Origin of the sequence: Streptomyces sp. NPDC051214, from assembly GCF_040682375.1 — a bacterium.
GTDB lineage: Bacteria > Actinomycetota > Actinomycetes > Streptomycetales > Streptomycetaceae > Streptomyces.
Genome location: NZ_JBFBAT010000010.1, coordinates 330,752 through 353,237, shown reverse-complemented (window position 1 = coordinate 353,237; position 22,486 = coordinate 330,752). Strand labels below are relative to the sequence as shown.

General features: G+C 70.7%; 23 protein-coding genes and 1 pseudogene. 18 read left to right on the top strand and 6 right to left on the bottom strand.

Features of this window, described 5'->3' with window-relative positions; translation table 11 throughout:
• Positions 1–398: 398 nt before the first annotated feature.
• The 11 genes from AB0M70_RS27450 (at position 399) to AB0M70_RS27400 (ending at position 8,953) form a co-directional block, all read left to right on the top strand.
• Positions 399–1,130, top strand: coding sequence for an RcpC/CpaB family pilus assembly protein (locus AB0M70_RS27450; protein WP_365823714.1), 732 nt, complete (start codon positions 399–401; stop codon positions 1,128–1,130).
• Between the two features lie 17 nt (positions 1,131–1,147).
• Positions 1,148–2,020, top strand: a complete 873-nt coding sequence (locus tag AB0M70_RS27445) for a hypothetical protein (RefSeq protein ID WP_365823712.1) — start codon at positions 1,148–1,150, stop codon at positions 2,018–2,020.
• Positions 2,017–3,327, top strand: a complete 1,311-nt coding sequence (locus tag AB0M70_RS27440) for an ATPase, T2SS/T4P/T4SS family (protein ID WP_365823710.1) — start codon at positions 2,017–2,019, stop codon at positions 3,325–3,327. Before AB0M70_RS27445 ends, AB0M70_RS27440 begins: the two co-directional genes overlap by 4 nt.
• Before the next feature lie 7 nt (positions 3,328–3,334).
• The gene (locus AB0M70_RS27435; RefSeq protein ID WP_365823708.1) at positions 3,335–4,405 is read left to right on the top strand and encodes a type II secretion system F family protein; all 1,071 of its coding nucleotides are present in this window, start codon (positions 3,335–3,337) and stop codon (positions 4,403–4,405) included.
• Entirely contained in the window at positions 4,402–5,334 is a 933-nt protein-coding gene (locus AB0M70_RS27430) for a type II secretion system F family protein (RefSeq protein ID WP_365823706.1), read from the top strand. The genes AB0M70_RS27435 and AB0M70_RS27430 overlap by 4 nt, the downstream gene beginning before the upstream one ends.
• A gap of 79 nt (positions 5,335–5,413) precedes the next feature.
• The gene (locus AB0M70_RS27425) at positions 5,414–5,665 is read left to right on the top strand and encodes a hypothetical protein (protein ID WP_363212777.1); all 252 of its coding nucleotides are present in this window, start codon (positions 5,414–5,416) and stop codon (positions 5,663–5,665) included.
• A gap of 46 nt (positions 5,666–5,711) precedes the next feature.
• Positions 5,712–6,164 (top strand): TadE family protein, encoded by a 453-nt coding sequence (locus AB0M70_RS27420; protein ID WP_363212776.1) that lies wholly within the window; start codon positions 5,712–5,714, stop codon positions 6,162–6,164.
• The gene (locus AB0M70_RS27415; protein ID WP_365823703.1) at positions 6,164–6,616 is read left to right on the top strand and encodes a TadE/TadG family type IV pilus assembly protein; all 453 of its coding nucleotides are present in this window, start codon (positions 6,164–6,166) and stop codon (positions 6,614–6,616) included. Before AB0M70_RS27420 ends, AB0M70_RS27415 begins: the two co-directional genes overlap by 1 nt.
• A complete protein-coding gene (locus AB0M70_RS27410; protein WP_365823701.1) occupies positions 6,613–7,074 on the top strand; it encodes a pilus assembly protein TadG-related protein in 462 nt (153 codons plus the stop codon). Before AB0M70_RS27415 ends, AB0M70_RS27410 begins: the two co-directional genes overlap by 4 nt.
• 311 nt (positions 7,075–7,385) lie before the next feature.
• A complete protein-coding gene (locus AB0M70_RS27405; protein ID WP_365823699.1) occupies positions 7,386–7,892 on the top strand; it encodes a hypothetical protein in 507 nt (168 codons plus the stop codon).
• Entirely contained in the window at positions 7,889–8,953 is a 1,065-nt protein-coding gene (locus AB0M70_RS27400; protein ID WP_365823697.1) for a hypothetical protein, read from the top strand. Before AB0M70_RS27405 ends, AB0M70_RS27400 begins: the two co-directional genes overlap by 4 nt.
• 35 nt (positions 8,954–8,988) lie before the next feature.
• Here the strand turns inward: AB0M70_RS27400 and AB0M70_RS27395 are convergent, their stop codons facing one another.
• Genes AB0M70_RS27395 through AB0M70_RS27380 form a run of 4 tightly spaced genes read right to left on the bottom strand, consistent with a single transcriptional unit; the run spans position 8,989 to position 11,684 of the window.
• A complete protein-coding gene (locus tag AB0M70_RS27395) occupies positions 8,989–9,333 on the bottom strand; it encodes a hypothetical protein (RefSeq protein WP_365823695.1) in 345 nt (114 codons plus the stop codon).
• Positions 9,334–9,367: 34 nt separating this feature from the next.
• Complete coding sequence (locus tag AB0M70_RS27390) at positions 9,368–9,964, bottom strand: barstar family protein (protein ID WP_365823693.1); 597 nt, start codon at positions 9,962–9,964, stop codon at positions 9,368–9,370.
• 20 nt (positions 9,965–9,984) lie between these two features.
• Positions 9,985–11,052, bottom strand: a complete 1,068-nt coding sequence (locus AB0M70_RS27385; RefSeq protein ID WP_365823691.1) for a hypothetical protein — start codon at positions 11,050–11,052, stop codon at positions 9,985–9,987.
• A 2-nt stretch (positions 11,053–11,054) separates the two neighbouring features.
• A complete protein-coding gene (locus tag AB0M70_RS27380) occupies positions 11,055–11,684 on the bottom strand; it encodes a hypothetical protein (protein ID WP_365823689.1) in 630 nt (209 codons plus the stop codon).
• Between the two features lie 471 nt (positions 11,685–12,155).
• On the opposite strand from AB0M70_RS27380, the gene AB0M70_RS27375 reads away from it, so the two are divergent.
• The 7 genes and pseudogenes from AB0M70_RS27375 (at position 12,156) to AB0M70_RS27345 (ending at position 21,496) form a co-directional block, all read left to right on the top strand.
• The gene (locus AB0M70_RS27375) at positions 12,156–15,137 is read left to right on the top strand and encodes a BTAD domain-containing putative transcriptional regulator (RefSeq protein ID WP_365823687.1); all 2,982 of its coding nucleotides are present in this window, start codon (positions 12,156–12,158) and stop codon (positions 15,135–15,137) included.
• Between the two features lie 17 nt (positions 15,138–15,154).
• On the top strand, positions 15,155–15,877 hold the full coding sequence (locus tag AB0M70_RS27370; RefSeq protein ID WP_365823685.1) for an A24 family peptidase: 723 nt from the start codon (positions 15,155–15,157) through the stop codon (positions 15,875–15,877).
• A 71-nt stretch (positions 15,878–15,948) separates the two neighbouring features.
• Positions 15,949–17,148 carry a cyclic dehypoxanthinyl futalosine synthase gene (mqnC, locus tag AB0M70_RS27365; protein ID WP_363212765.1) on the top strand — a complete coding sequence of 400 codons (1,200 nt, stop codon included), beginning with the start codon at positions 15,949–15,951 and terminating at the stop codon, positions 17,146–17,148.
• A gap of 7 nt (positions 17,149–17,155) precedes the next feature.
• Positions 17,156–17,755: a hypothetical protein gene (locus AB0M70_RS27360; RefSeq protein WP_365823683.1), complete on the top strand. Its 600-nt coding sequence runs from the start codon at positions 17,156–17,158 to the stop codon at positions 17,753–17,755.
• A gap of 159 nt (positions 17,756–17,914) precedes the next feature.
• Positions 17,915–18,607, top strand: a complete 693-nt coding sequence (locus AB0M70_RS27355) for a demethylmenaquinone methyltransferase (protein ID WP_365823681.1) — start codon at positions 17,915–17,917, stop codon at positions 18,605–18,607.
• A gap of 219 nt (positions 18,608–18,826) precedes the next feature.
• A pseudogene (locus AB0M70_RS27350) lies at positions 18,827–18,895 on the top strand (zinc-ribbon domain-containing protein); the annotation flags it as partial.
• A 276-nt stretch (positions 18,896–19,171) separates the two neighbouring features.
• Positions 19,172–21,496 carry a hypothetical protein gene (locus AB0M70_RS27345; RefSeq protein ID WP_365823826.1) on the top strand — a complete coding sequence of 775 codons (2,325 nt, stop codon included), beginning with the start codon at positions 19,172–19,174 and terminating at the stop codon, positions 21,494–21,496.
• A 33-nt stretch (positions 21,497–21,529) separates the two neighbouring features.
• Here AB0M70_RS27345 and AB0M70_RS27340 read toward each other — a convergent pair whose 3' ends face one another.
• Entirely contained in the window at positions 21,530–21,814 is a 285-nt protein-coding gene (locus AB0M70_RS27340) for a serine/threonine kinase (protein WP_365823815.1), read from the bottom strand.
• Positions 21,815–21,915: 101 nt separating this feature from the next.
• Positions 21,916–22,452, bottom strand: a complete 537-nt coding sequence (locus AB0M70_RS27335) for a GNAT family N-acetyltransferase (protein WP_365823679.1) — start codon at positions 22,450–22,452, stop codon at positions 21,916–21,918.
• Positions 22,453–22,486: the final 34 nt, after the last annotated feature.

Genomic DNA, 22,486 nt, shown 5'->3' with positions numbered 1-22,486 from the left:
CAACCAATCCCCCCGGGAACCACTCCCACCCCTCCCCGCGTCATCCGTGCGGCTGAACGACCAGCACCCCATCAGCCGCCCAGCAGCCAGTGGTGTTCCTCATCACCGTGGCCACCACCACCCGTTGAGCAAACAATGGATATTCGCGTACGCACATCCTCCTCTCCACCCGAGATCCCGGAATGCGTGGGAACCATGGAGTACGGATTGCGCGTGGATAACGATGAGGGGTGCGGGCCGCAGCAGTCTTAACGCGCCTTGAGGGGCTTATGTGCTGCTGATACGGTGCGATGACTTGACACTGTGCCTGGGGCTGAATAGCCCGCCCGAGGCGGGCGAAGAGAGTCGCGAGTGTCTAAAAATGACCGAATCTTCTTGGGCGTGCGGGGAGCAGTTGCGTGAAGATCCAAGAGCGTACGGGGGCGGGCAACAGCCGTTCCGCCGCGCCGGTTCAGCCAGCGGTCGGTGAGCGCCTTCCCGCGCCGCCTCGCGAGCGCAAACCGGCACTCGCCGCCCTGGCCGTTCTGCTCATCCTCATCGGCGCCCTCGGTGCCACCGTCCTCGTGCTGCGCGCGGGAGATCGTGTAGAGGTCGTGAAGGTGACGGCGGAGATCCCGGCGGGCGAGTCGGTGACCAAGGACAACGTCACCTCCGTCATGGTCGCCGACGACGCGAGCATCAATTACGTCAAGTGGTCGCAGCTCGGCCAGTTGCGGAAGCTCAAGGCCACCAACACCATCCCCAAGGGTGTCGTGGCCGTCGGCGAGATGTTCTCCGGCAAGGGCGGGCTGCCCGCGGGCAAGTCCGCGGTCGGCGTCTCCCTCAAGGAGGGGCAGTACCCCGCGTCCGGTCTGAAGTCCGGCGACACCGTCGACGTCTACCAGGTCGGCGACGCCGCCGCCCGGGGCGGCGACAAGGAGACCGGCGGCTCCGCCGGATCCAGCGCGAGTGACTCGCCGATCGTCTCGGCCGCCCGGGTCAGCTCCGTCGCGGACAAGAGCGACGCCACCGTGAGCACCGGTGCCCTCGGCGTCACGCTCCAGGTGGACAGCGCCGACGCCGCCGCCGTCACCAGGGCCGCGTCCGCCGGTGCCGTCTCGCTCGTCCAAGTGTCTCCCAACGGCAACTAGAGGCGAGTAGAAGAGACATGGCGCTCATTGCTCTCGCCGCGGACAAGGGTTCTCCCGGAGTCACCACCGCGGCCGTCGCGCTCGCGGCCGTCTGGCCGCGCCGCGTCCTCGTCGCGGAGACCGACCCCGCCGGTGGCGACCTGGTCTACCGCAGTGCCGCCGCGCACGGCGGTCCGCTCAACCCCAACACCGGGATGCTCAGCATCGCGGCCACCGCCCGGCGTGGACTTGTACCTGATCAACTCTGGGATCACACGCAGCCGTTGAGCGGTGGACTCGAGGTGCTCGTCGGGCTCGGCATCGCCGAACAGGCCGCCGGGCTCGCCGGGCTCTGGCCGACCCTCGGCCGTGCCTTCTCGCAGCTCGCCGACTCCCCGAACGCGCCCGCCGATGTCATCGCTGACTGCGGTCGCATCAGTGGTGACACCCCCGCCGTCGAGCTCTTCCCGCAGGCGGCCCTCGTGCTGCTCGTCTCGCGGACCGAGCCCGAGGCCATCGCGCGCGTACGCGACCGTGCCGCCGCGCTCGCCGCCAAGCTGCACGGCGGATCGCGTGGGGCCGCTTCGCTCGCGACCCCGCTCATCGGCGTACTCCTGATCGCCGACCCCTCGACGTCCGGCAAGCTCGTCCACCAGGTCAACGACATGCTGATGGCGGCGCAGACCGGCGCCCGCGTCGTCGGCACCCTCGCCGAAGACCCGGCGGGCGCCGAGCAGTTGGCGGGGCGCAAGCGCGGACGTCTCGACAAGTCCATGCTCATCCGCTCGGCCCGCAAGGTGACCGTCGACCTCTACCAGCAGTACGGCGCCGCCTGGGCCAACCCGAACGCGGGCCCGCACGGCAGCGCGGGCATGCAGGGCGTGCAGGGCACGCGCGGGGCCGGCCGATGAGCGTTCCCGTCGATCACCAGCTCGTGAAGCGGTTCCGGCAGGACGCCGGTGACCGCATCGCCGAGCAGCGCCGCCTGGACCAGGTCTCCGGCGTCACCCCCATGTCGGGCGAGGACGAGCGGCAGTACGCCCGCGCCGTCATCGCCCAGATCCTGGAGGAGTACGCCCGGATAGAGATCAACGCCGGGCGGACCCCGCTGGACGCCGAGACCGAGGAGAAGTACGCGGCCGCGGTGCACGCGGCGCTCTTCGGCGTCGGCCGGCTTCAGCCGCTGCTCGACGACCCCGAGGTCGAGAACATCGACATCAACGGGTGCGACCAGGTCTTCGTCGGATACGCCAACGGCCGCGAGACGAAGGCCGATCCGGTCGCCGAGACCGACGAGGAGCTCATCGAGCTCATCCAGATCCTCGGCGCGTACTCCGGACTCTCCTCGCGCCCCTTCGACTCCGCCAACCCGCAGCTCGACCTCCGGCTCCCCGACGGCTCACGTCTGTCGGCCGTCATGGACGTCACGCGGCGGCCCGCGCTCTCCATCCGACGCGCCCGCATGGGCAAGGTCTTCATGTCGGACCTGGTGGGCAACGGCACGCTGACGCCCGAGGTCGCGCACTTCATGGCGTGCGCGGTGCGCGCCCGCAAGAACATCATGATCGCGGGTGCGACGAACGCAGGAAAGACCACGCTGCTGCGGGCGCTCGCCAACGAGATCCCGCCGCACGAGCGCCTGGTGACGGTGGAGCGCGCCCTGGAGCTCGGCCTCGACCAGTTCGCCGATCTGCACCCGAACGTCGTCGCCTTCGAGGAGCGCCTGCCCAACTCCGAGGGCCAGGGCATGATCTCGATGGCGGAGCTCGTGCGCCGCTCGCTCCGCATGAACCCCTCCCGCGTCATCGTCGGTGAGGTACTCGGCGACGAGATCGTGACGATGCTGAACGCGATGTCGCAGGGCAACGACGGCTCGCTCTCCACGATCCACGCCAACAGTTCGAGTGAGGTCTTCAACCGCATCTCGACGTACGCCCTCCAGGCCACCGAGCGGCTGCCCATCGAGGCCAGCCAGATGCTCGTGGCCGGAGCCGTCAACTTCGTCGTGTTCATCCAGCGGCGCAACAACTACCAGACCGGCGGCAAGCTCCAGCGCATGGTGACCTCGGTCCGCGAGGTCAACGGCGTCGACGGCCGCGTCCTGTCCAGCGAGGTCTTCGCGGAGGCCGCGAACGGGCAGGTCGTCGCGCACGCGCCGATCGCCTGCATGGACGACCTGGCCGCGTTCGGCTACCGCCCCGCCGGGCAATGGGGGTGAGCACGACATGAACTCAAACTCAGTGGAGCTTGCCGCTCTGAACTCACTCGGCTCGATGGGCGGCCTCTTCTCGCTGCCCGTCCTGTACGCACTGGGCTGCGGCATCGCCGTCGGCGGTGGCATCGCGGTCCTCGCGATGGCGCTGCGCGGTCTGCCGGTGAAACCGGAGCACGAGAAGCAGAAGGCCAGCGAGCGGATGAACGAACTCATCCGGTTCGCTGGCCAGCGCGGCTCGCTCGCCATCGGCGTGGGCCTTGTGGTGCTGCTCCTCACCCGGTGGGCGGTCGCGGGCGTCGCCTCCGGCATCCTCGTCTTCTTCTGGGACAAGCTGTTCGGCGGCGCGGCGGAGGAGCGGTCGCAGATGCGCCGCGTCGAGGCCCTCGCCGCCTGGACGGAGTCCCTGCGCGACACCATCGCGGGCGCGGTCGGCCTCGAGCAGGCCATCCCCGCTTCGGCGCGGGCGGCGGCCCCGGTCCTGCGCCCGCACCTGGACGCCCTGGTGGACCGGCTGCGTGCGCGTACGCCGCTGCCCGAGGCCTTGCAGATCCTGGCCGACGAGATCGACGACGCCTCGGCCGACATCATCGTGGCGGCGCTGATCCTGAACGCGAAGCTGCGCGGTCCGGGTCTGCGCCAGGTCCTCGGCGCGCTCGCCAAGTCGGCGCGCGAGGAGGTCGACATGCGCCAGCGCGTGATGTCGCAGCGTGCGTCGACGCGGCGCTCGGTGCAGATCGTGGTCGCGGTGTCGATCGCGTTCGTGCTCGGCCTCTCGATCTTCAACCGCGACTTCGTCTCGCCGTACGGCACGGCGGTCGGCCAGCTCGTACTCGCCTGTGTCTGCGGCCTGTTCGCGCTCGGCTTCTGGTGGCTGCGCAAGCTCTCGACGGTGGAGACGCCGGACCGCTTCCTGGTCCGTGACGAGCCCGGCGTGCAGTTCGTGCGGCCGCGGGGAGCGGGTGCGGGCGCGGTTTCCGGCGCCGGTGACCAGGCGCCCCTGCCGGGACACGCCGGTCCGTACGGGCAGCCGGGTCAGCCCGGCCACACCGGCCATGCGAATCCCGAGGGGGTACGTCGATGAGCCTGACGATGCCGATAGTGATCGGCGCCATCATGGGCCTGGGCATCTACGCCCTCGTACGCGCCCTGATGCCCTCCAAGCGCAGTGCGGTCGCCACGGTCGCGCGGATCGACGCCATGCGGGCCAGGGGCGCGGCGTACGAATCGCACCGCGGGTCCGCCGACAGCAAGGACGACTCGGGGCGACTGGGCACGGCCCGAGCCCGGGTGGGTGCGAGGGTCGCCGACTTCTACCTCCAGCAGGGCTGGGAACAGCGTTCGCTGCGGGCCGACCTGGCGGTGCTCGACCGCAGCTGGGAGAAGTTCCTGGCGACGAAGACGCTGCTCGCGGCCGCGGGTGTCTTCTTCGGGCCCTTCCTCTTCGCCGTCATCTGGACGATGGGTGTCGGCGACAGCCCGATCATCCCGGTCTGGCTGGCCCTGATGTTCGGCGCCCTCTTCTTCTTCCTGCCCGACTTGGAGGTGCGCCGGGACGCCGCCGACAAGCGGCGCGACCTGCGCCGCGTCATCGGTGCCTATCTCGACCTGGTGTCGATGAGCCTGGCGGGCGGCCGGGGCCTTCCCGAAGCCCTGATGGCGGCGGCGGAGATCTCGGACGGCTGGGCGACGCAACGCATCCGGAACGCGCTGGCCGATGCCCGGATCACCGGCATCAGCCAGTGGCAGGCGCTCGGTACCCTCGGCGAGGAACTGGGCATCGAAGAGCTCAAGGACCTGTCGGCCTCGCTCGCGCTCGTGGCGGACGACGGCGCGAAGGTGCGCGAGTCGCTCGCCTCCCGCGCGGAGACGATGCGGCACCGCGAAATGGCCGAGATCGAGGGCAGTGCGGGCGAGAAGTCCCAGTCGATGCTCGTCGCCCAGCTGCTTCTCTGCGCGGGCTTCCTGGTCTTCCTCATCTTCCCGGCGGCGATGCGCGTGTTCCAGGTCTAGCGATCTTTACGGCGAAGGACGGGCCGGCCGACGGGGACGGCCCGACAGTCTCCCCCCACTCCTGAGAGGACAACTCACCATGAACGGACGGAACTTCAGTACCGGCATCCCGGCTGTCGACTTCCTGGTCACCTTCCTGCGGGGCCGCGTCGAGCGCGCCCGCTCCGGCGAGCTCGACCGCGGTGCGTCCGCGGTCGAGTGGGTCATCATCTCGGCGGTCGTCGTGGCGATCGTCGGCGTGGTGGCCGCGATCATCAACACCGCGCTCAAGGGCGGGGCGGACAAGGTCGGGGACTGCATCGAGGGCGCGGACGCCGGCAAGACCTGCTGATCGACCTGCTGATCGATCGGCTGACGGGGAGCGAGGGCGGGGACGAGTGCGCGGGTGCGTGAAGCGATGGGTACGCCGCAGGGTGGAGGCAGCCTCCACCCGCGGTGAATCCGGCATGACCGCGATCGAGTTCGTGCTGCTCACTCCGGTGCTCTTCTTCATGATCTTCGCGACGGTGCAGTTCGCGCTGTACTTCTTCGCGGATCATGTCGCCCAGGCCGCGGCCCAGGCGGGCGCGCGCAAGGCCCGCGCGACGGCGGACGAGAACCCGGGCGGCTGGCGCGGCGACGCGCGCGACGTGGTCGACGCCTACATCCAGCAACTGGGCCCGCAGTTGGTGATCAGTCCCGACGTGAAGACGATGGAGCCGAAGGCGAACACGGTCGGGGTGGAGATCACCGCGAGCGTCCCGTCGGTCTTCCCGGGCCTCGACCTGACGGTGCACGCGCAGTCGGCGGGGCCGGTGGAGCGGTTCGTGGAGGAGGGGGAGGGCGGCTGATGAGGAACGTATGGGCACGTGCCCTTCGTCGCCGACGCGAGGCGCTCGTCCGCGGGACGGACAGGGGCCTCTCTACCATCGAGGTGGTCATCCTCGCTCCCGTCATGATCCTCTTCATCCTGGTCCTGGTGGCCTTCGGTCAGCTCGTCGACGGCCGGGGGGCCATCGACGGAGCGGCGCGGGACGCGGCGCGCGCCGGATCGATCCAGAAGGATCTGGGCACGGCGATGGCGGAGGCGAAGGCGGCCGCGGAGGCGGACCTCGCGGACATCTGCTCGGGCCCGATCAGCGTCAACAAGACCAGCGCCGGCTTCCAGGCCGACGTCGACCCCTTCTTCACGGTGGAAGTGAGCTGCAAGGTGCGGGGCTTGGACATGATCGGCCTCGACGTGCCGACGACGCTGACGGCCAGCTTCAGCTCCTCGCTCGACCCGTACCGGAGGTCGGTGTGAGTACCCCCCGCCTGCGCGCGTGGGTCTCGTCCCGCCGGGAACGCCTTGACGACCGCGGCTCGGGCGCGGGCGCCGTCATCATCTTCGCGATCGTCTTCCTCTCGCTCTCGGCCTTCGTCATCGACGGCGGCCTGTCCATCTCCAAGCGGGAGAGGGCGGCGGACATCGCGGAACAGGCGGCGCGGTACGCGGCGCAGGACGTCGACCGCGAGGGCATCTACGAAGGCGCCAAGGGCGCCCCCATCAACTACGAGAACTGCGGCGCCCGAGCCCAGGCGTACGCCCGCTCGACGGACATGACGGCAGCGGACATCGCGGCGACGCACTGCGTGACGGCCAACGCGGATCAGGTGGAAGTCGAGGTCCAACTGACGTACAGCCCCGTCTTCACGGGTCTGTTCTACGGCGGTGACGTGACGGTGCGGGGGAGCGCGGTTGCGGAGAATGAGGTGGGCTGAGGGGTTCGGGTGAGGCCGGCCACGTCCACCGGCTGGTCCGCCGTCCGCCGTCCACCCGGAGGGTCATCGGACTCATCCGACTTTCACTCCGCCGGTCGTCGCTCCTGCGGTGACTTTCGCCAGGTACGCGGGGTTTTACCGCCTGTTCCCCTTCGGGGAGATACGGGAGGTCGGGCTCGGTGCGTGCGTGGGTGGGGTTGCTGTGGGTGGGGGCGGTTTGTGTGGTGGGGGTGGGGTGTGGTGGGAGTACGGAGCCCCAGGGCTCCGACCAGATCGCCGGCGTCGGTCAAGGGGCGGAGAAACCGACGGCCGTGGCGTCCCCGGGCGACGGGATCGCGCGGCCCAGGATCACGCTTCCCAGGGGCGATCAACTTGTCTTCGAACCGCAGGGGACGGGTGACGCCAGGACGGACGCGGTGCTGCGTGACAACGCCGAGTACTTGCGTGCCGTGGACGAGGCGATCGGCGACCGGGAGCCCACATCCAAGGCGGTGGCCTTCTACAGCACGGGGTCGGCCTACCTGGACTCGGTGGAATGGATCGGTGGTTTCGTCGAGGACGGCGCCACGGTGACGGGGACGGTGCGTTACGTCGACCGCCGGGTGACGTTCGACGAGGACGGATCAGCCGGACTCACGTACTGCGGGGACGAGTCCAAGGGCTACACCAAGGACCGCAAGACGGGAAAGACCGACGTCACCCCGGTCACCAAGGATTCGTACGTCTTCTACAACGACCGGCTGCGGAAGAACGCCAAGGGCGTCTGGCAGGTCACCAAGAGCGTCTCGACGCGGGGCCACAAGGCGTGCCGCCCATGAACGGTCACCGCAGGGCAGCCGTATCCCTGACCGTCTGCAGCACCCTCCTGATCGCGTTGCAAGCCGCGCCGCCCGTCTCGGCAGATCGGACCGGCGGTGGGTCCGGCAGGGAAGGGAAAGGCGGGGCGAACGGCAGCGTCATCACGGCGGAGACCCGTGTGCGGACCTCGGTCCGTGGCGGAGGCACAGGTCACTCGGGCCACTCATCCGCGACCGGCTCCCCGTCCCCGGTGGACGTCAACTGGAAACCCCCGGCCTGCTGGTACGAGCCCGCCTTCTCGCCGAGAGAGATCCAAGGCATCGTCAAGGCGTGGCGGGCCTTTGGGGCGAGTGCTCCGCTCGTCGGGGGTATTGGCCTCGCCATCAGCGAAGCGATCGAGCACCGTTACAAGGACGGCCACCCGTACAAGAACTACAACCTCTCCCGGCAGGGCGAGGGCATGTTCTGGGCATCGGTGATCAACCCGAACCGCGAGGACGACCCCGAGGCGACGTCCTGCGACCGCCAGCCCTTCTGGGTGGACAAGGGCCGGACCCCGACGGAACCCATGGCGGCCTCACCGAAGATCCTCGCCCAGTACGCGTACGACGAACTCCCCGTCCCCGGCACCGAGATCAAGATGGCCCCGAGGGGCCGGTCCACGGTGAATCTGCCCACCTGGGTCTGGCTGGACAAGGCCAGGTTCAAGAAGATCAGCGTCACGGCGAGCCTGCCCGGCACGGGCCTCGCGGCGACGACGACAGCGGAGCCGGAGTCCTTGCGCATCGAACCGGGCACGGCCGCCGCCGAGGTCTCCCCGGCGTCCGGGAATTGCGCCTTCACCCAGCGGGGAGGCGGCATCGGTGAGCCTTACGCGCGAGGCAAGGCGAGCGAGGTACCGCCGTGCGGCGTCACGTACTTGCGCTCTCCGGGCCCGAACAGCACCTACGCCCTGCGGGCCACCCTCACGTGGGAGATCCGCTGGTCCAGCACGACGGGCGAGGGCGGCACACTGCCGGCCGGCTCCTTCGGCACGACCCGGCACATCCCCGTACAGGAGATCCAGTCCGTGAACCGCTGAGGGCTGACCGGGGGTGGGGGGTACGGGGAGGGCGGCTAGTCGCCCTCTCCCTTGCCCTTCCCCTTGCCGCCCTTCTCCTTCACGCCCTCCGAGACGTCCTTCGCCAGCTTGTCGTCCAGCTTCTTGAACTCGCGGACGACGGCGTCGGACATGTCCGCCAGCGCGGTCAGCTGCTGGGTGATGTCCTCGCGGCCGTCTTCCCAGTTGGACTCGAAGTCTTCGAGCGCGTCGTACACACCGCCGTCACCGATGTCGTCCTTGTAGGACTCGAAGGTCTTCTTCGTCCGGTTCATACGGTCCTTCACGGACCGCAACCGGCTTCCGTAGTCCTCCAGATCGCTGAGCGGAAGCGCGAGGTCGCTCTTCCCTTTGCCTGCCATCCCGTGTTCCCCCTCAGTCTGGCTCCGGAGACGATTATGACCTGCTCCGTGGTTCCTGGGACGGGAGTTCCTTGTCGGCTTCGGGCCAGTCCTCGCCCGTCAATGTGGCCGTCAAGCGCTCCGCGTCGCGGCCCACGGCTACGTCCATGCCGTTCGCCGCGGGCTCGGCGAAGGCTGTGGGTGGGGTCGTGTCGAGGACGAAGACGACGTGCAGGGTGTGGGGCGGTGGGGCGTCGTGGGGGGTTCCGTCGGCGTCGAGTTGGAGGTTGGCCTGCCAGGCCGCCTGGCAGAGGACCGAGACGAACAGTCCCAGGAAGTCGGCCTGCAGCAGGGCGTCGGCGTGGTCGATCAGGACCGCGACGTCCTTCGTTTCGCCGCCGTGGCCGTGCCAGTCGTGGAGGCAGTCCACGAGGGCGTCCCAGTTGCGGCCGAAGTAGGCGGGGAAGCTGAGTTCCTGGGCGAAGGTGGCGAACAGGGTGGGCGGGTTGCTCAGCTTTCTGCCGTCCAAGTGGATCACTCGGCCGCCCAGCTTCTGCAGCTCGGCGGTCTCCGTGCTCAGCCATGGGTCGTCGTGACGTGCGAAGACGACCCATGGTGAGCGTCGCCGGGTGAGGGTGGCGCCGGTGTCCATGGTGTGGAGCTCCTGGACGGTCAGCGGTTGATCGACTGGATTTCCTGGACGTCCATGTCCTGGGTCGTCTCGAAGGTGCCCTCCGGCAGCATGTGCTTGCCGTCGTTGTCCGAGCCCTCCCAGCTGATCTCCCAGGTGATCGACGCCTTCAGTTCGTACGGCTTTCCGTCCGTGGCGCGGAGGTAGTTGATGCCGCACGGCGGGTCCTGCTTCGACTTGCCCTTGGTGTAGGGCGTGCCGATGCTGCCGTCGTCGTTGATCTCGCATTCGCCCGACGCGGGGAAGGTTTCCGCGTCGGCCGTGCCGGGTTCGAGGTGCAGGCTCTTGGGCTTCGCCGTGGTTTCCGCCCACAGGTTGGTGTGCGGGAGCTCCGCGCGCACCTTCACGTCCTTGAAGGTGCCCTTGTCCAGCCAGACCCAAGTGGGCAGATTCACCGTCGACTTGGCCTCCGGCTTCAGCTCCACCTCGGTATCGGGGACCTTCACCTTGTCGTAGGCGTACTCGGCGAGCATCTCCGGCGTCGGGGCGTTCGGGATGTCGGGGACCGTTCCCGCGTCCTGCCAGAACATGATGCGGCCGCAGTCCCAGGAATCCGGGTGGGTGTCGTCCGGTGCGACACCGCGCCAGAAATAGCCGTCCTTGCCGATGTTGTAGTTCTTGTAGCCCTCGGCGTAACTGTTCTCGTCGTCGAAGTTGTCGTTGGCCTCGCCCTTGTCGTAGTGATCGATGAAGATCGCGTCCGACCAGAACTCGTGGATGCCGGCGTCGTCGACCTCTCCGGCCTCCGCGGCCTTCTTGAGCTGCTCGGGCGTGTAGGCGGGCTCGTACCAGCAGACCGGGGGCTCCCAGTTGGGGTCGATCGGCGCCAGGTTCCCCTTCTTGCCGCCCCCGCCCCCACCCTCGTACGAGATCTTGATCGAGGAGTGCGTGACGCCGGCCCCGAGGTTGCCTTTGTCGTCCGCGCTGCCGCCCTCGTGACCCGGCCCGCCCAGCGCGAGCGCGGGCGAGGGAACGAGAGCGGAGACGATCGCCAAGGGGGCGATCACCCGTACGACGGCGGTGCCTATGGTGCTGCGAGTGGTGCGCATGATCAGCATCCCCCTGGATCGGTCTCCACCGAGGTGGTCTTCCAGACGCCGTTGTCGCCCTTCTCCAGAGCGGTGCGGTACTGGACCTTGGGGGACTCGCCCTCGGGGGTCCCCTCCTTCTTGCCGGTCTTGAGGTCCTTGCTGTAGCCCTTGCTCTCGTCCACGCAGTAGAAGAGCGTCGCCCGGCCCTTCTCGCGGATCTCCGCCTGGGGGCTGTACGCCTTGACCTCGCCGGTGATCGTCAGCCCCTTATAGCCCTTGACCCACTCCTCGCCGGTGGCGAGGGCGGACCGGGCGCTGTAGAAGGCCAAGTAGTCGGCCTTCGGGTCGGCCTCACCGATCGCGGCATACGTGCCGCGGAGCCGCTCCTTGCCGTCGTCCAGGATCGACTGGATCTTCGGGTCGCTGTCCGTCCAGCCCGCGAAGTCAGCCTTGAAGGACTCCGGCAGCGTGATCTTGGGACGGTCGACGTCCGACGACTTTGAGGCGGTGGCGGACGGTTTCCCCGCCCCCTTCCCCGCCCCCTCGATCTCGTCCGACGAGCCGTCGCTTCCGCTGCCCCCGCAGGCAGTCAGGAGCAAGGTCGTGGTCGCTGCCAGGGCGGCGAGGGCGGGCATAGAGCGACGGGCCACGGTTGCAGTCCCCCAGGGGTCGGCTGTGTCGGCGGAGTTCGGCATGTGTGCGGGAGAAAATGGAGCCGGACGAAGTTATCAGGCGTGGGTTACCAGTACTGGTGGGACCTGTGAAGGCTCTCGCGTTCCGTGCGATGACGGAAGCGAAGGAAAGCGAAGGGCCCCCAAGTGCTACGCCGACGCAGCGAACCCGTGCCGGAACTGTGACGCCCGGCAGTGAATGCCTGGTGCCGCCTGCCCTAGGCGAGGTGAGGGAGGGCAGAGGGAGGCCGAGCCGAAGGTGGGCCTTCTGGTCAGCTCGGGAGATAACGGGTGCTCCCGTGGCCCCTCGGGGTGCCCGCGAGGCCCGCTGCCCCTGTCTGACCTTCAGCCCCTTCCGTACCATCACCTCAGTACGCTCAGCCCAGCCCAGCGCGGCACAGACCGCTGATCCCCAACCGCTCCCTCTCAGAGGACAACAGGAAACCCGCCATGGCGCGCACCACTTCAAGTTCGACAGGCGGCCCGTCGGCTCCACGGAACCGGACGCCGCAGCCGCTGCCCCGGCGTCGTCGTACGTTCGGGGACTTCGTCAAGGCGTTCCTCGCCTTCGTCGCGTTGGCCGCGCTCGTCTTCGGCGTGCCTGGTGCCCTCGCGATCGCCGTGGGGTGGCCGCTTCCGGGCGGTATGCCCTCGCTGGACTGGTTGCAGCAGGAGATCACGGTCGGGACGTTCGTCAACGTACTGACCGTCGTCGTCTGGCTCGCCTGGGCCCAGTTCACCGCCTGCGTGCTGGTGGAGGTCAAGGCCGCGCTCTCCGGTGTGGGGATGCCGGGGCGCATTCCCGGCGCCGGCGGCAGTCAGCTGCTCGCGCGTCAGCTCGTCGCCGCGCTGCTTCTGGTGGGCGCCACCGCCGCCAGCTTCGCGCCGGGGCTCTCGCAGTTCGGGCAGTCCCTGGAGGGGAACCAGAAGCCCGCGTCCGCCGCTTCCGCCCAGCAGACCCCCGGCGGGCTCTTCGGGGACCAGGCCGGGGGCGCCGCCAACGCCGTCGCAGAGCAGGCCGAGCAGGCCGCCGACCGGGCGGGGAGCAGCGCCAAGGACGGGGACACCAAGTACTACCGGATCCAGCCGCCCGAGGGCCGTCACCACGATTCCATGTGGGAGATCGCCGAGCGGCACCTCGGGGACGGGCGGCGGTACAAGGAGATCTACCAGCTCAACAAGGACCGTGAGCAGCCCGACGGGTCCCGCCTGTCCGAGGCCAGCCTCATCCGGCCCGGCTGGATCATGGAGATGCCCGCGGACGCGCACGGCGGCGAGCTCGTCGAGATGCCCGACGAGGCGCCCAAGGTCTCGCAGGACGTGAAGGAGCAGATCTCCGACTACGCCAAGTCCGGGGACCACCAGCAGGGCGGCGGCGCCCAGGAGCAGGGTGGCAGCGGCTCCGGATCCGGCTCCGGCGACCGCGACACCGCGCACATCACCATCCCCGAGCAGCGGCCCTCCGAGAGCGGCAAGGGCAAGCAGGAAGCCCCCGTCGCCGGCAGCGGCAGCGAATCCGAGGGATTCTCCTTCGGGCTGCCCGAAGCCCTCATCGGTGCGCCCCTCCTCGCCGCCGGCCTGCTCGGTGCGCTCGGACGCCGTCGCCGTCACGCCCTGTGGCAGTCGGCCATGGGTGCCGTCGGCGGGCGGCGCGGCATGGAGCCGCCGACGCCGACCGGGGGCGCCGCCGATGTGCAGGACGCGCTGCTCGTGGGCGCCGACCCCGAGGGCGTACGGCTGCTCGATCTGTCGCTGAGGGGGCTCGCCGCGTCCCTCGCCGAGGAATCGCGCGCCCTGCCCACCGTCTACGCGGCCTGGCTCAGCAACGGCGACCTGCACCTCCAGCTCGCCCAGCCCGCCGGACGACCGCCCGCTCCATGGCAGTTGGGGCAGGACCAGACGTTCTGGATGCTGGCACGGACTGACGCCGAGCGGTACGAGGACGTGGACACCGCCGCTCCCTACCCGGGCCTCGTCAGCCTCGGCACGCTCGATGACTCGCGGCTGCTGCTCAACCTCGAAGCCGTGCCCGGTGTCGTCTCGCTGAGCGGGCGCGAGGCCGACCGTGCCGCCGTCTTCGCCTCCGTGGCCGCCGAGCTCGCCACCAACGGCTGGTCCGACCGCATGACCATCACCCTCGTCGGCTTCGGCCAGGACCTGACGCCGCTCGCGCCAAACCGCCTGCGGCACCTCGACGACATCGAGGCGCTCATCGAGACGATGGAGGCCGAGACGCGGCAGCGGCGCGGCGCGCTGGGCGCCGCCGGGCACGACTCGGTCCTCACCGGGCGTACGGGCCCCGCCCAGCACACCCGCTGGGCGCCGCATCTGGTGCTGCTCGCCGCGGAGCCCGAAGGGGACGACGCAGTGAAGCTCGCCGAACTGGCCGCCGACGCGAGCCGGTTGGGCATCGGGTACCTCGTCGGCACCGAGTCCGGCGACCTGCCGGGTGCCGCCTGGGAGATGGAGATCACCCCCGAGGGCAAGCTCCTCGCCCCGCTGCTCGGGCTCGAACTGGAGGCGCAGGCGCTGCCGGAGGCCCAGCAGCGTGCCGTCGTGGAACTGTTCGTCGAGGCCGACCCCGGTGAGGACGGCACTTCAGGTCCCGGCTCTGGTCGTACGGCGACCACCCCGCCGTTCCTCGTCGACGTCACCGAGCAGGGGCGGCCCGCGGTCTACGCACGCCTCGTCGGCACGTACGAGATCATCGGCCTCGAAACGCCGGACGGCGAGCGCAGCCCGCTGATGCACGAGGCGCTCGCGCTGCTCCTGCTGCACCGCGAGGGCGTGCACCCGCGGGTGCTCTCCTCCGCGCTGTGGCCGCGCGGTGTCACCGAGGACGTACGGGACGCGCTCATCGACCGGCTGCGCGAGTGGCTCGGCACCGAGCCGGACGGGACGCCGCGACTGAAGGCCGACCGCAGCGGGCGGCTCACGCTCGCCAAGTCCGTCGTCTCCGACCTGGACGTCCTGCGGTCGCTGTACCACGAGGCGACCCAGGGGCGCGGGGCCAACAGCCGTGCCGTGCGCGGGCGGATGCTCACCGACGCGCTGGTGCTCGTCCGCGGGCCGCTGCTCTCGGACCGGCCGCAGGGGCGGTACGGATGGCTCACGCACGAGATCATCGACGCGCAGCTGCCGCTCCTTGTGGCCGACATCGGGCTCGCCCTCTCCGAGTTCCACCTGGAGAAGGGGCGCGCGGAGAAGGCCATCGAGGCGCTGAACGCTGCGCTGAACTCCGCGCCGGGCGACGAGCGGCTCTGGAACGAGCTGCTGCGGGCCACCCACGCGGTGGGTGATCCTGCCCGCCTTCAGCAGGTTGCCGCCGATCTTGTCGCGCGGAGTGGGGCCCGGGGTGTGCCGCCGCGGACCGAGGCTCTGCTGGACGAGCTGCTGCCGACCTGGCGCAGCGGCCTCACCGCGGTCAGCTGACGGGGGAGACGACCCTCTTGCTGCTGATCATCGTTCTCGGCGGCGCCCTCTGGGGCGCCGCCGCCGGACTCTTCGTGCCCCGTGTCGCCTACCGGCTGTCCGTGGCACCCGACGAGGCCTGGCGTGCCGGGTGCCCCGACGGGCATCCCCTCGGCGGCTGGGTGGGGCTCGCGCGGTGCGGGGACGACGGGACCCGCTACGGGCCCCGCACCACCACCGTCGCCCTCTTCACCGCCCTCGCCTGCGCCGCCCTCGCCGCCGCCACGGGCCCGCGGCCCGAGCTCGCCGTCTGGCTGCTGCTCGCGCCCTTCGGGGTGCTGCTCGCCGTCGTGGACTTCGGGGTGCACCGGCTGCCCGACGTACTGACCCTGCCGCTCGCCGTGGCCGCGCCGGTGCTCCTCGGGGGCGCCGCGCTGCTGCCCGAGCACGGGGGCTCCTGGCTCCATGCGCTGTACGGGGCGCTCGCGCTCGGCGGCGCGTACTTCGTGCTCTTCCTCATCAGCCCGAACGGCATGGGCTTCGGCGACGTGAAGCTGGCGCTCAGCCTGGGGGCCGTCCTCGGCTGGTACGGGTGGGGCGTGGTGCTGCTCGGCGCCTTCGCCGGGTTCCTGCTGGCCGCGCTGTACGGGGGGTGGCTCGTCGTCGCCCGCCGCGCCGGGCGCAGGACGGCGATCCCGTTCGGGCCGTTCCTGATCGGCGGGGCGTTCCTGGGGCTGCTCGCCGGGGCGTACGCCGCCTGACGTCGGACGCCCAGATCCCCTGGCGTACGCTGAATCAGTCCGTCCAGAACCCTTACGAAAGGGACGCCCCGGTGACCGAGAAGGCCGACCTTCAGTCCGTCCTCGACCGTGCCGCCGAAGGCGGGCGGATCAGCGCCGAAGAGGCGCTCGACCTCTACCGCGATGCCCCGCTGCACGCGCTCGGCGCCGCCGCCGACGCGATCCGCCGCCGCCGGTACGCCGGGACCGAGCACATCGCGACGTACATCATCGAGCGGAACATCAACTACACGAACGTCTGCGTGACGGCGTGCAAGTTCTGCGCCTTCTACGCGGCCCCGAAGGACACCAAGAAGGGCTGGACGCGCGACCTCGACGACATCCTGCGGCGCTGCGCCGAGACCGTCGAGCTCGGTGGCACGCAGGTCATGTTCCAGGGCGGGCACCACCCGGACTTCGGCGTCGAGTACTACGAGGAGCACTTCTCGGCGATCAAGAAGAACTTCCCGCAGCTGGTCATCCACTCCCTCGGCGCCTCCGAGGTCGAGCACATGGCCCGCATCTCGAAGGTCTCCGCCGAAGAGGCGATCCAGCGGATCCACGCCGCCGGTCTCGACTCCTTCGCCGGTGCCGGCGCCGAGTTGCTTCCGGCCCGCCCGCGCAAGGCCATCGCCCCGCTCAAGGAGAGCGGCGAGCGCTGGCTGGAGATCATGGAGATCGCCCACAACCTCGGTGTCGAGTCGACGTCCACGATGCTCATGGGCACGGGCGAGACCAACGCCGAGCGCATCGAGCACCTGCGGATGATCCGCGACACGCAGGACAAGACCGGCGGCTTCCGCGCCTTCATCCCGTACACGTACCAGCCCGAGAACAACCACCTCAAGGGCCGCACGCAGGCCAGCATCTTCGAGTACATCCGCATGATCGCGATCTCGCGGATCTTCCTCGACAACGTGGCCCACATCCAGGGTTCCTGGCTGACCACCGGCAAGGAGGCGGGTCAGCTCACGCTGCACTACGGCGCGGACGACCTCGGCTCGGTGATGCTGGAGGAGAACGTCGTCTCCTCCGCCGGTGCCAAGCACCGCAACAACCTGCGCGACATGATCGACATGATCCGCACCGCGGACCGCGTGCCGGCCCAGCGCGCCACGACGTACGAGCACCTCGTCGTGCACGACGACCCGGCGAACGACCCGACCGACGACCGCGTCGCCTCGCACATCTCCTCCACGGCGATCGAGGGCGGCACGGCACACCCCGAGCTGAAGCTCCTCGCCAGCAACTGAGGCCGCCGTGCGCACACTTCACGTCGCTGAGGGGACGCCGGAGGCGGCGGTTCTGGTCGACGGGGCGAGCGTCGCCGCCGTCGGCCCGTACGAGGAGCTGGCCGCCGCGCATCCGGACGCCCGCGTCCGGCGCTGGCCCGGCATCCTCACGCCGGGTCTGCTCAACGTGTACGGCCCCGAACTCCTCGAGGGCACCTACCACCCCGACCCGCGCGAGGCCGACCGCTACGGCACCGAGCCCATTGGCGGGGAGCGCGCACGGGCCGTCTTCCGCACGGACCCGTCCCGCCTCGGCGCCAGCGCGCGCCGGGGCGTGCAGCGGCTCTTCGCGCACGGCACGGTGGCCGTCGCGGGCGAGCTGCGGGCCCGGCCCGTCATCGACACCGTCCGCAGGGCGGGCCTGGCGATCGCCCGCCGCCCGGAGCGGCTGCAGGGCCCCGTGTCCCTGTCGCCCACCCCCCTCGTCCTCCTGCCGCCCTTGACGAAGGACGGCCCGGCGCGCTTCGCGATCTTCGACGTGACGGACCGAGCGGAGTTGGTACGACGGGGCGCGAGCACGTGCGTGGCGACGGTGGTGGAGGGCCGCTTGGTGTACCGGGCACGCTGAGCTTGAGCTGAGGGCAGCCCCGCAGGGGCGCCTCAGGGGCGCGGGGAACGGCGCGAGCAACCACATCGGACCCGCACCCGCCAGGCAGGCCGCTCCAGGCAGACGCACCGCGAAATGCCCGCCGCAGGCGAGTGGGGCGCCGCCTGCCACAATGGCGGCGTGACCCGAGCAACCCTGGAAAAGCAGCCGCACGAAGTCGCCTCCATGTTCGACGACGTGGCGGAACGCTACGACCTCACCAACGACGTGCTCTCCCTCGGCCAGGCCCGCCTGTGGCGCAAGGAGGTCGCGAAGGCGGTCGACGCGCGCCCCGCCCAGAAGGTGCTCGACCTCGCCGCGGGGACGGCGACCTCGTCCCAGCCGTTCGCCCGAGCGGGAGCGTACGTCGTGCCCTGCGACTTCTCGCTCGGCATGCTGCAGGTCGGCAAGGCACGCCACCCCTGGATGCCGTTCACGGCGGGGGACGCGACGAAGCTGCCGTTCAAGGACGACACGTTCGACGCCGTCACGATCTCCTTCGGCCTGCGCAACGTCAACGAGACGGTCCAGGCGCTGCGGGAGATGTACCGCGTGACGAAGCCGGGCGGCCGGGTGGTCATCTGCGAGTTCTCGCACGCGACGTGGGCTCCGTTCCGCACGGTCTACGAGGAGTACCTGATGCGGGCGCTGCCGCCGGTGGCGCGCGCGGTGTCCTCCAACCCCGACGCGTACGTCTATCTCGCGGAGTCCATCCGCTCCTGGCCCGACCAGCCGTCGCTGGCCGCGCTGTTGCAGGAGGCGGGTTGGTCGAAGGTGGCGTGGCGGAATCTGACGGGCGGCGTCGTGGCGCTGCACCGCGGGTTCAAGGCCTAGAGCTCCGGGCCTCAGGGCTCCAGACCTCAGGGCTCCAGCCCTCAAGACGTTAAACCGAGTTGACGGGAACCAGCCGCCGGGCAAGATGTGTCCGTTGTGATACGACTCCCCGCCGACGCGGCGGTGTCGACGCGAAGCCGCTCTTTCGCGTCGGCCGCCGCGGGACCGTACGGCACGGGTCGGTCTTTCTGGTCATCTCCCCAATGACGGAGCGTTCCCATGGCGTCGCATTGCCCTCACTGCGGGGCACCCACCCCTGACGAGGCCCGCTTCTGCATGAAGTGCGGGCACGAGCGTCCGCGTGACACGACGGTGGACGCGGGGCCCGCGGACATGCCCGCGGCGGAACTGGGGGAGCCGACCTCCGCGGACGCGGCGCCGACGGAACCCGAGGGCGATGGGCCCGCCGCTGAAGCAGCGGCGTCCGAAAGTGTGCCGGAGAGCCCGCCCGAAAGTGCTCCCGACAGCACGCCCGCAGGACCGGGGTACACCGCAACTTCCCTCCCCGCACCCTCACTTCCGCCGTCCACGCCCCCGTCGCCGTCCACACCCCCGCCCCCGCACGTGCCGCCCGCGCCCGCCGGGCCCTCACCGCTCGGTGCCTTCTTCGGGCGGGCGTTCCGCGGGGACTGGGCCGGGGCCGCGCAAGCCGCGCTGTGGCCGGTCGGGCTCGTGCTGATCGCGGCTGTCGCGCTGGCCATCCCCTCCTACGGGCAGGGCGACAACGGCGGCGACGTCGTCGTCGGCTTCGGCGACCGGCTCCGGATCGCCCTCGCGACGCTGCTCCAGGCCGTGGGCGGCGGCTTCGAGATCTCCGGGAGCGAGCGGCAGCAGTCGTCCCTCTTCGGCGGTGAGAGCTCGAGCGTCGACGTCGCCTTCGACGGCAGTGCCTCGCTGCACCTCATTCCGCTCACCGCCACCGCCCTGTGGATCGGGGCCCTCTTCATCGGCGTACGCCTCCTGCGCACCCGTGTGCTCCTGCGGTCCGGGGGCCTCGGCGGTGGCACGGCCGGGCTCGAAGCAGCCGTACGCGTCACCCTGTTGGTGACCGTGGGCACGCTGGCGCTCAGCCTCTTCGCGCAGCCCGAGATCGAGGGCGTCGAGCTCTCCTCGTCCCCGGTGCTCGCCGCCCTCGGCGCGCTCGTCCTCGCCCTGGCCGTCTCCTGCGGCGTGCTGCACCGCGACGACCTGACCCAGTGGCTGGCCCAACGGCCGGGCTGGCAGGCGGCGTTCCGCGCCACCGGCACCGCGCTGCGCGCGCTCGCGATCGTCCTCGTCGTCTGCTCGCTCGTCGCGTTCATCAGTCTCGCCCAGGTCGACGACCTCGAAGGTCTCGCCGACCTCGACGACGCCGACGTGTCACCGCTGCTCATCGCCCTGCTCCTGCTGCCGAACCTCGGCATCGCCGCCCTCGGCCTCGGCTGGGGAGCACCGCTCGGCGCTTCGGTGGAGGGGAGCAGTTCGGCGTACGGCGGCGGCCGCGAGAGTGAGTCCTTCGGGCTCTCCGAGCTGGGGGACGTCACCAACGACTGGGCCGTCGTCGGGGCGCTGGCGCTCGGCCTCGTGTGTGCGCTGGTCCTCGGCCTGCTCGCCGCGCGGCGTTCCGCGCACCGGGGCGAGCAACTCCTCGCCGCCGGGATCTTCTTCGGGCTGTTCCTGCTCCTCGCCGGGGTCGGCGGGTTCGGCGTCGACGCGACCGGCAGCGCCTCGTCGGAGTTCGGCGGTGGCGGCGGCGGGAGCGGCTCGGGCAACGGCAGCTTCGAGACGGGCGTGAGCGTGCCGGACGCGCTGCTGTTCGGGCTGCTCTGGGTGTTCGGCGCCGCGCTCGTCGCGCCGTTCCTGCTGCAACTCGCGGGACAGCGGCCGGGAGCCGGCGCGGTGCCGATGCCGTCGGTGCCGTCCGCGCCGCCGATGCCGAGCGGCCCCGCGGGCGCGTCCGGCGCCCCTGACGCGCCCGGTTCCCTGGCCGACGCGCCCACCGAGGGCGCCATCGGCGCCGTGGGCCCGGTCACGACGGACCCTGCGACACCGGGAGCCACCCCCACGCCCCGGCCCGCGTACGACCAGGCCGCGACCCCCGCCTACACCCCCGCGTCCTACACCCCCACGGCCTACGACCCCCACGCCTTCCAACTGCACCAGCAGCCGCCCGCCCCGCCCGAGCCCCGCCGCACCGCCCTCTGGGTCGCCACGCTCACCGCCGCCTTCGTCATCGGCAGCGGCATCGCGGCCGGCGTCCTGCTCTGGCAGGACAACAACGACGGCTCCGCCGACAAGGCGGGCGGCCAGGACGACAAGCCCGCCGTCAGCCGTAGCCAGGACCCCACGCCGGCGCCCACGCCGTTCGCCTCGGACACCCCGACGGACGGCACGGAGGATCCGGAGGTGGAGCCGAGCGTGAGCCAGGACACCGTGGACGACGCCCCCGAACCGCCCGCGGGCTTCGACCTGGTGTCCGACGTGAGCGGCTTCGAGTTCGCCGTGCCCGACGGCTGGTCCCGGCAGGGCGAGGAGCGCCCCGGCCAGACCGTGTACGCCGGGTCGACCGGCCCGGAGCAGTTCATCGTCGGCGTGGTCCCGAACGCCCCGTACACCTCGTACGAGAACTTCACGGACATCGAGAAGGACGCCAAGAAGGACCCGAAGAAGTCGGACTACCAGCGGCTGCGGCTCGAGCCGAACACCTTCCAGGGGCGCAGCGGCGCGATCTGGGAGTACACGTACACCGACCGGGCGGGCCGCGAGATCCATGCGCTGAACCAGAGTTACGTCGCGGACAACGGCACCGAGTACGCCATCCTGCTCTCCTGGCGCGCGGACTTCTGGCCCGCGGGCGAGGGCGAGAAGAACCACCGGGTCGCCCTCGAGAACTGGCGGCTCAACGGCTGAGGCGATCCAGGGCAGGAGCGGAGGCGGGCGGCGCTAGCGCATGGCGCCGACCTCGTTCTCCGGCTCGTCGAGTTCCCGGCGGACCCCGCCGTCCCCAGGCCCCGGGCGACGGGGTTCGCGCACGCCCGCGCCGCCCTCGCCCTCGCCGGGGCCGAACTCGAACCAGATGGTGACGACGGCGTCGCGCGGGATCCACGCGCCGGGCGGGGGGTACTGCCGGACCACGTGATCGAGGACGACCAGGTGCAGTTCGGGGCGGTCCGGCGCCGCGAGCTCCACGCCGTGCTTCGCTGCCGACTCGCGTGCGTCCACGGCCATCAGACCGACGAGCCGCGGCACGAGCACGTCGTCCGGCTCGTCAGTCCTGGGCGTCTTCGGCACGGATGTCACCCCCCGGCGGTACCGGCAGGGTAGACCCGCTACAGCGTGAGCCGGAAGGTGTGCGCCTCCCGCTTCGTCGGCGTCGTGAAGGTCTCGGCCAGCTCCATGCCGAGCCGCCGGGTCACGGCCACGGACCGTGCGTTGCGGACGTCGACCATCGCCACCACGTCCCGTACGCCCGCCGCCCGCACCCGCTCCAGGGTGGCCTGCGCGGCGGCGCTCGCGTACCCCTTCCCCCAGGCGGTGCGGGTGAGCCGCCAGCCGATCTCGATCTCGCCCCTGGGCCCCCAGTCGTTGGGCCAGGGCTGCGCTCCGGTGAAGCCGATGGGCTCACCGTCCGCGTCGAGCAACGTCCACAGGCAGAAGCCGAGTTCGGCGTCGTGTCTGCGCTGCCGCGCGGTCAGCTCCTCGTACACGGAGAGCTCGGCCGACGTGCCGGTGCCGAAGAACTCCATGACCTCCGGGTCGTCGAAGAGCCGGTGCCAGACGAACGCGTCCTCGTGCGTCGGGACACGCAGCTGTACGGCGGGCAGGGTCTTGGTCGGCGGCGTCTGCTTTGTCGCCTGCTTTGTCACGGGTGGCCCTTCGGCTGGCTGATCGGTACCGCTG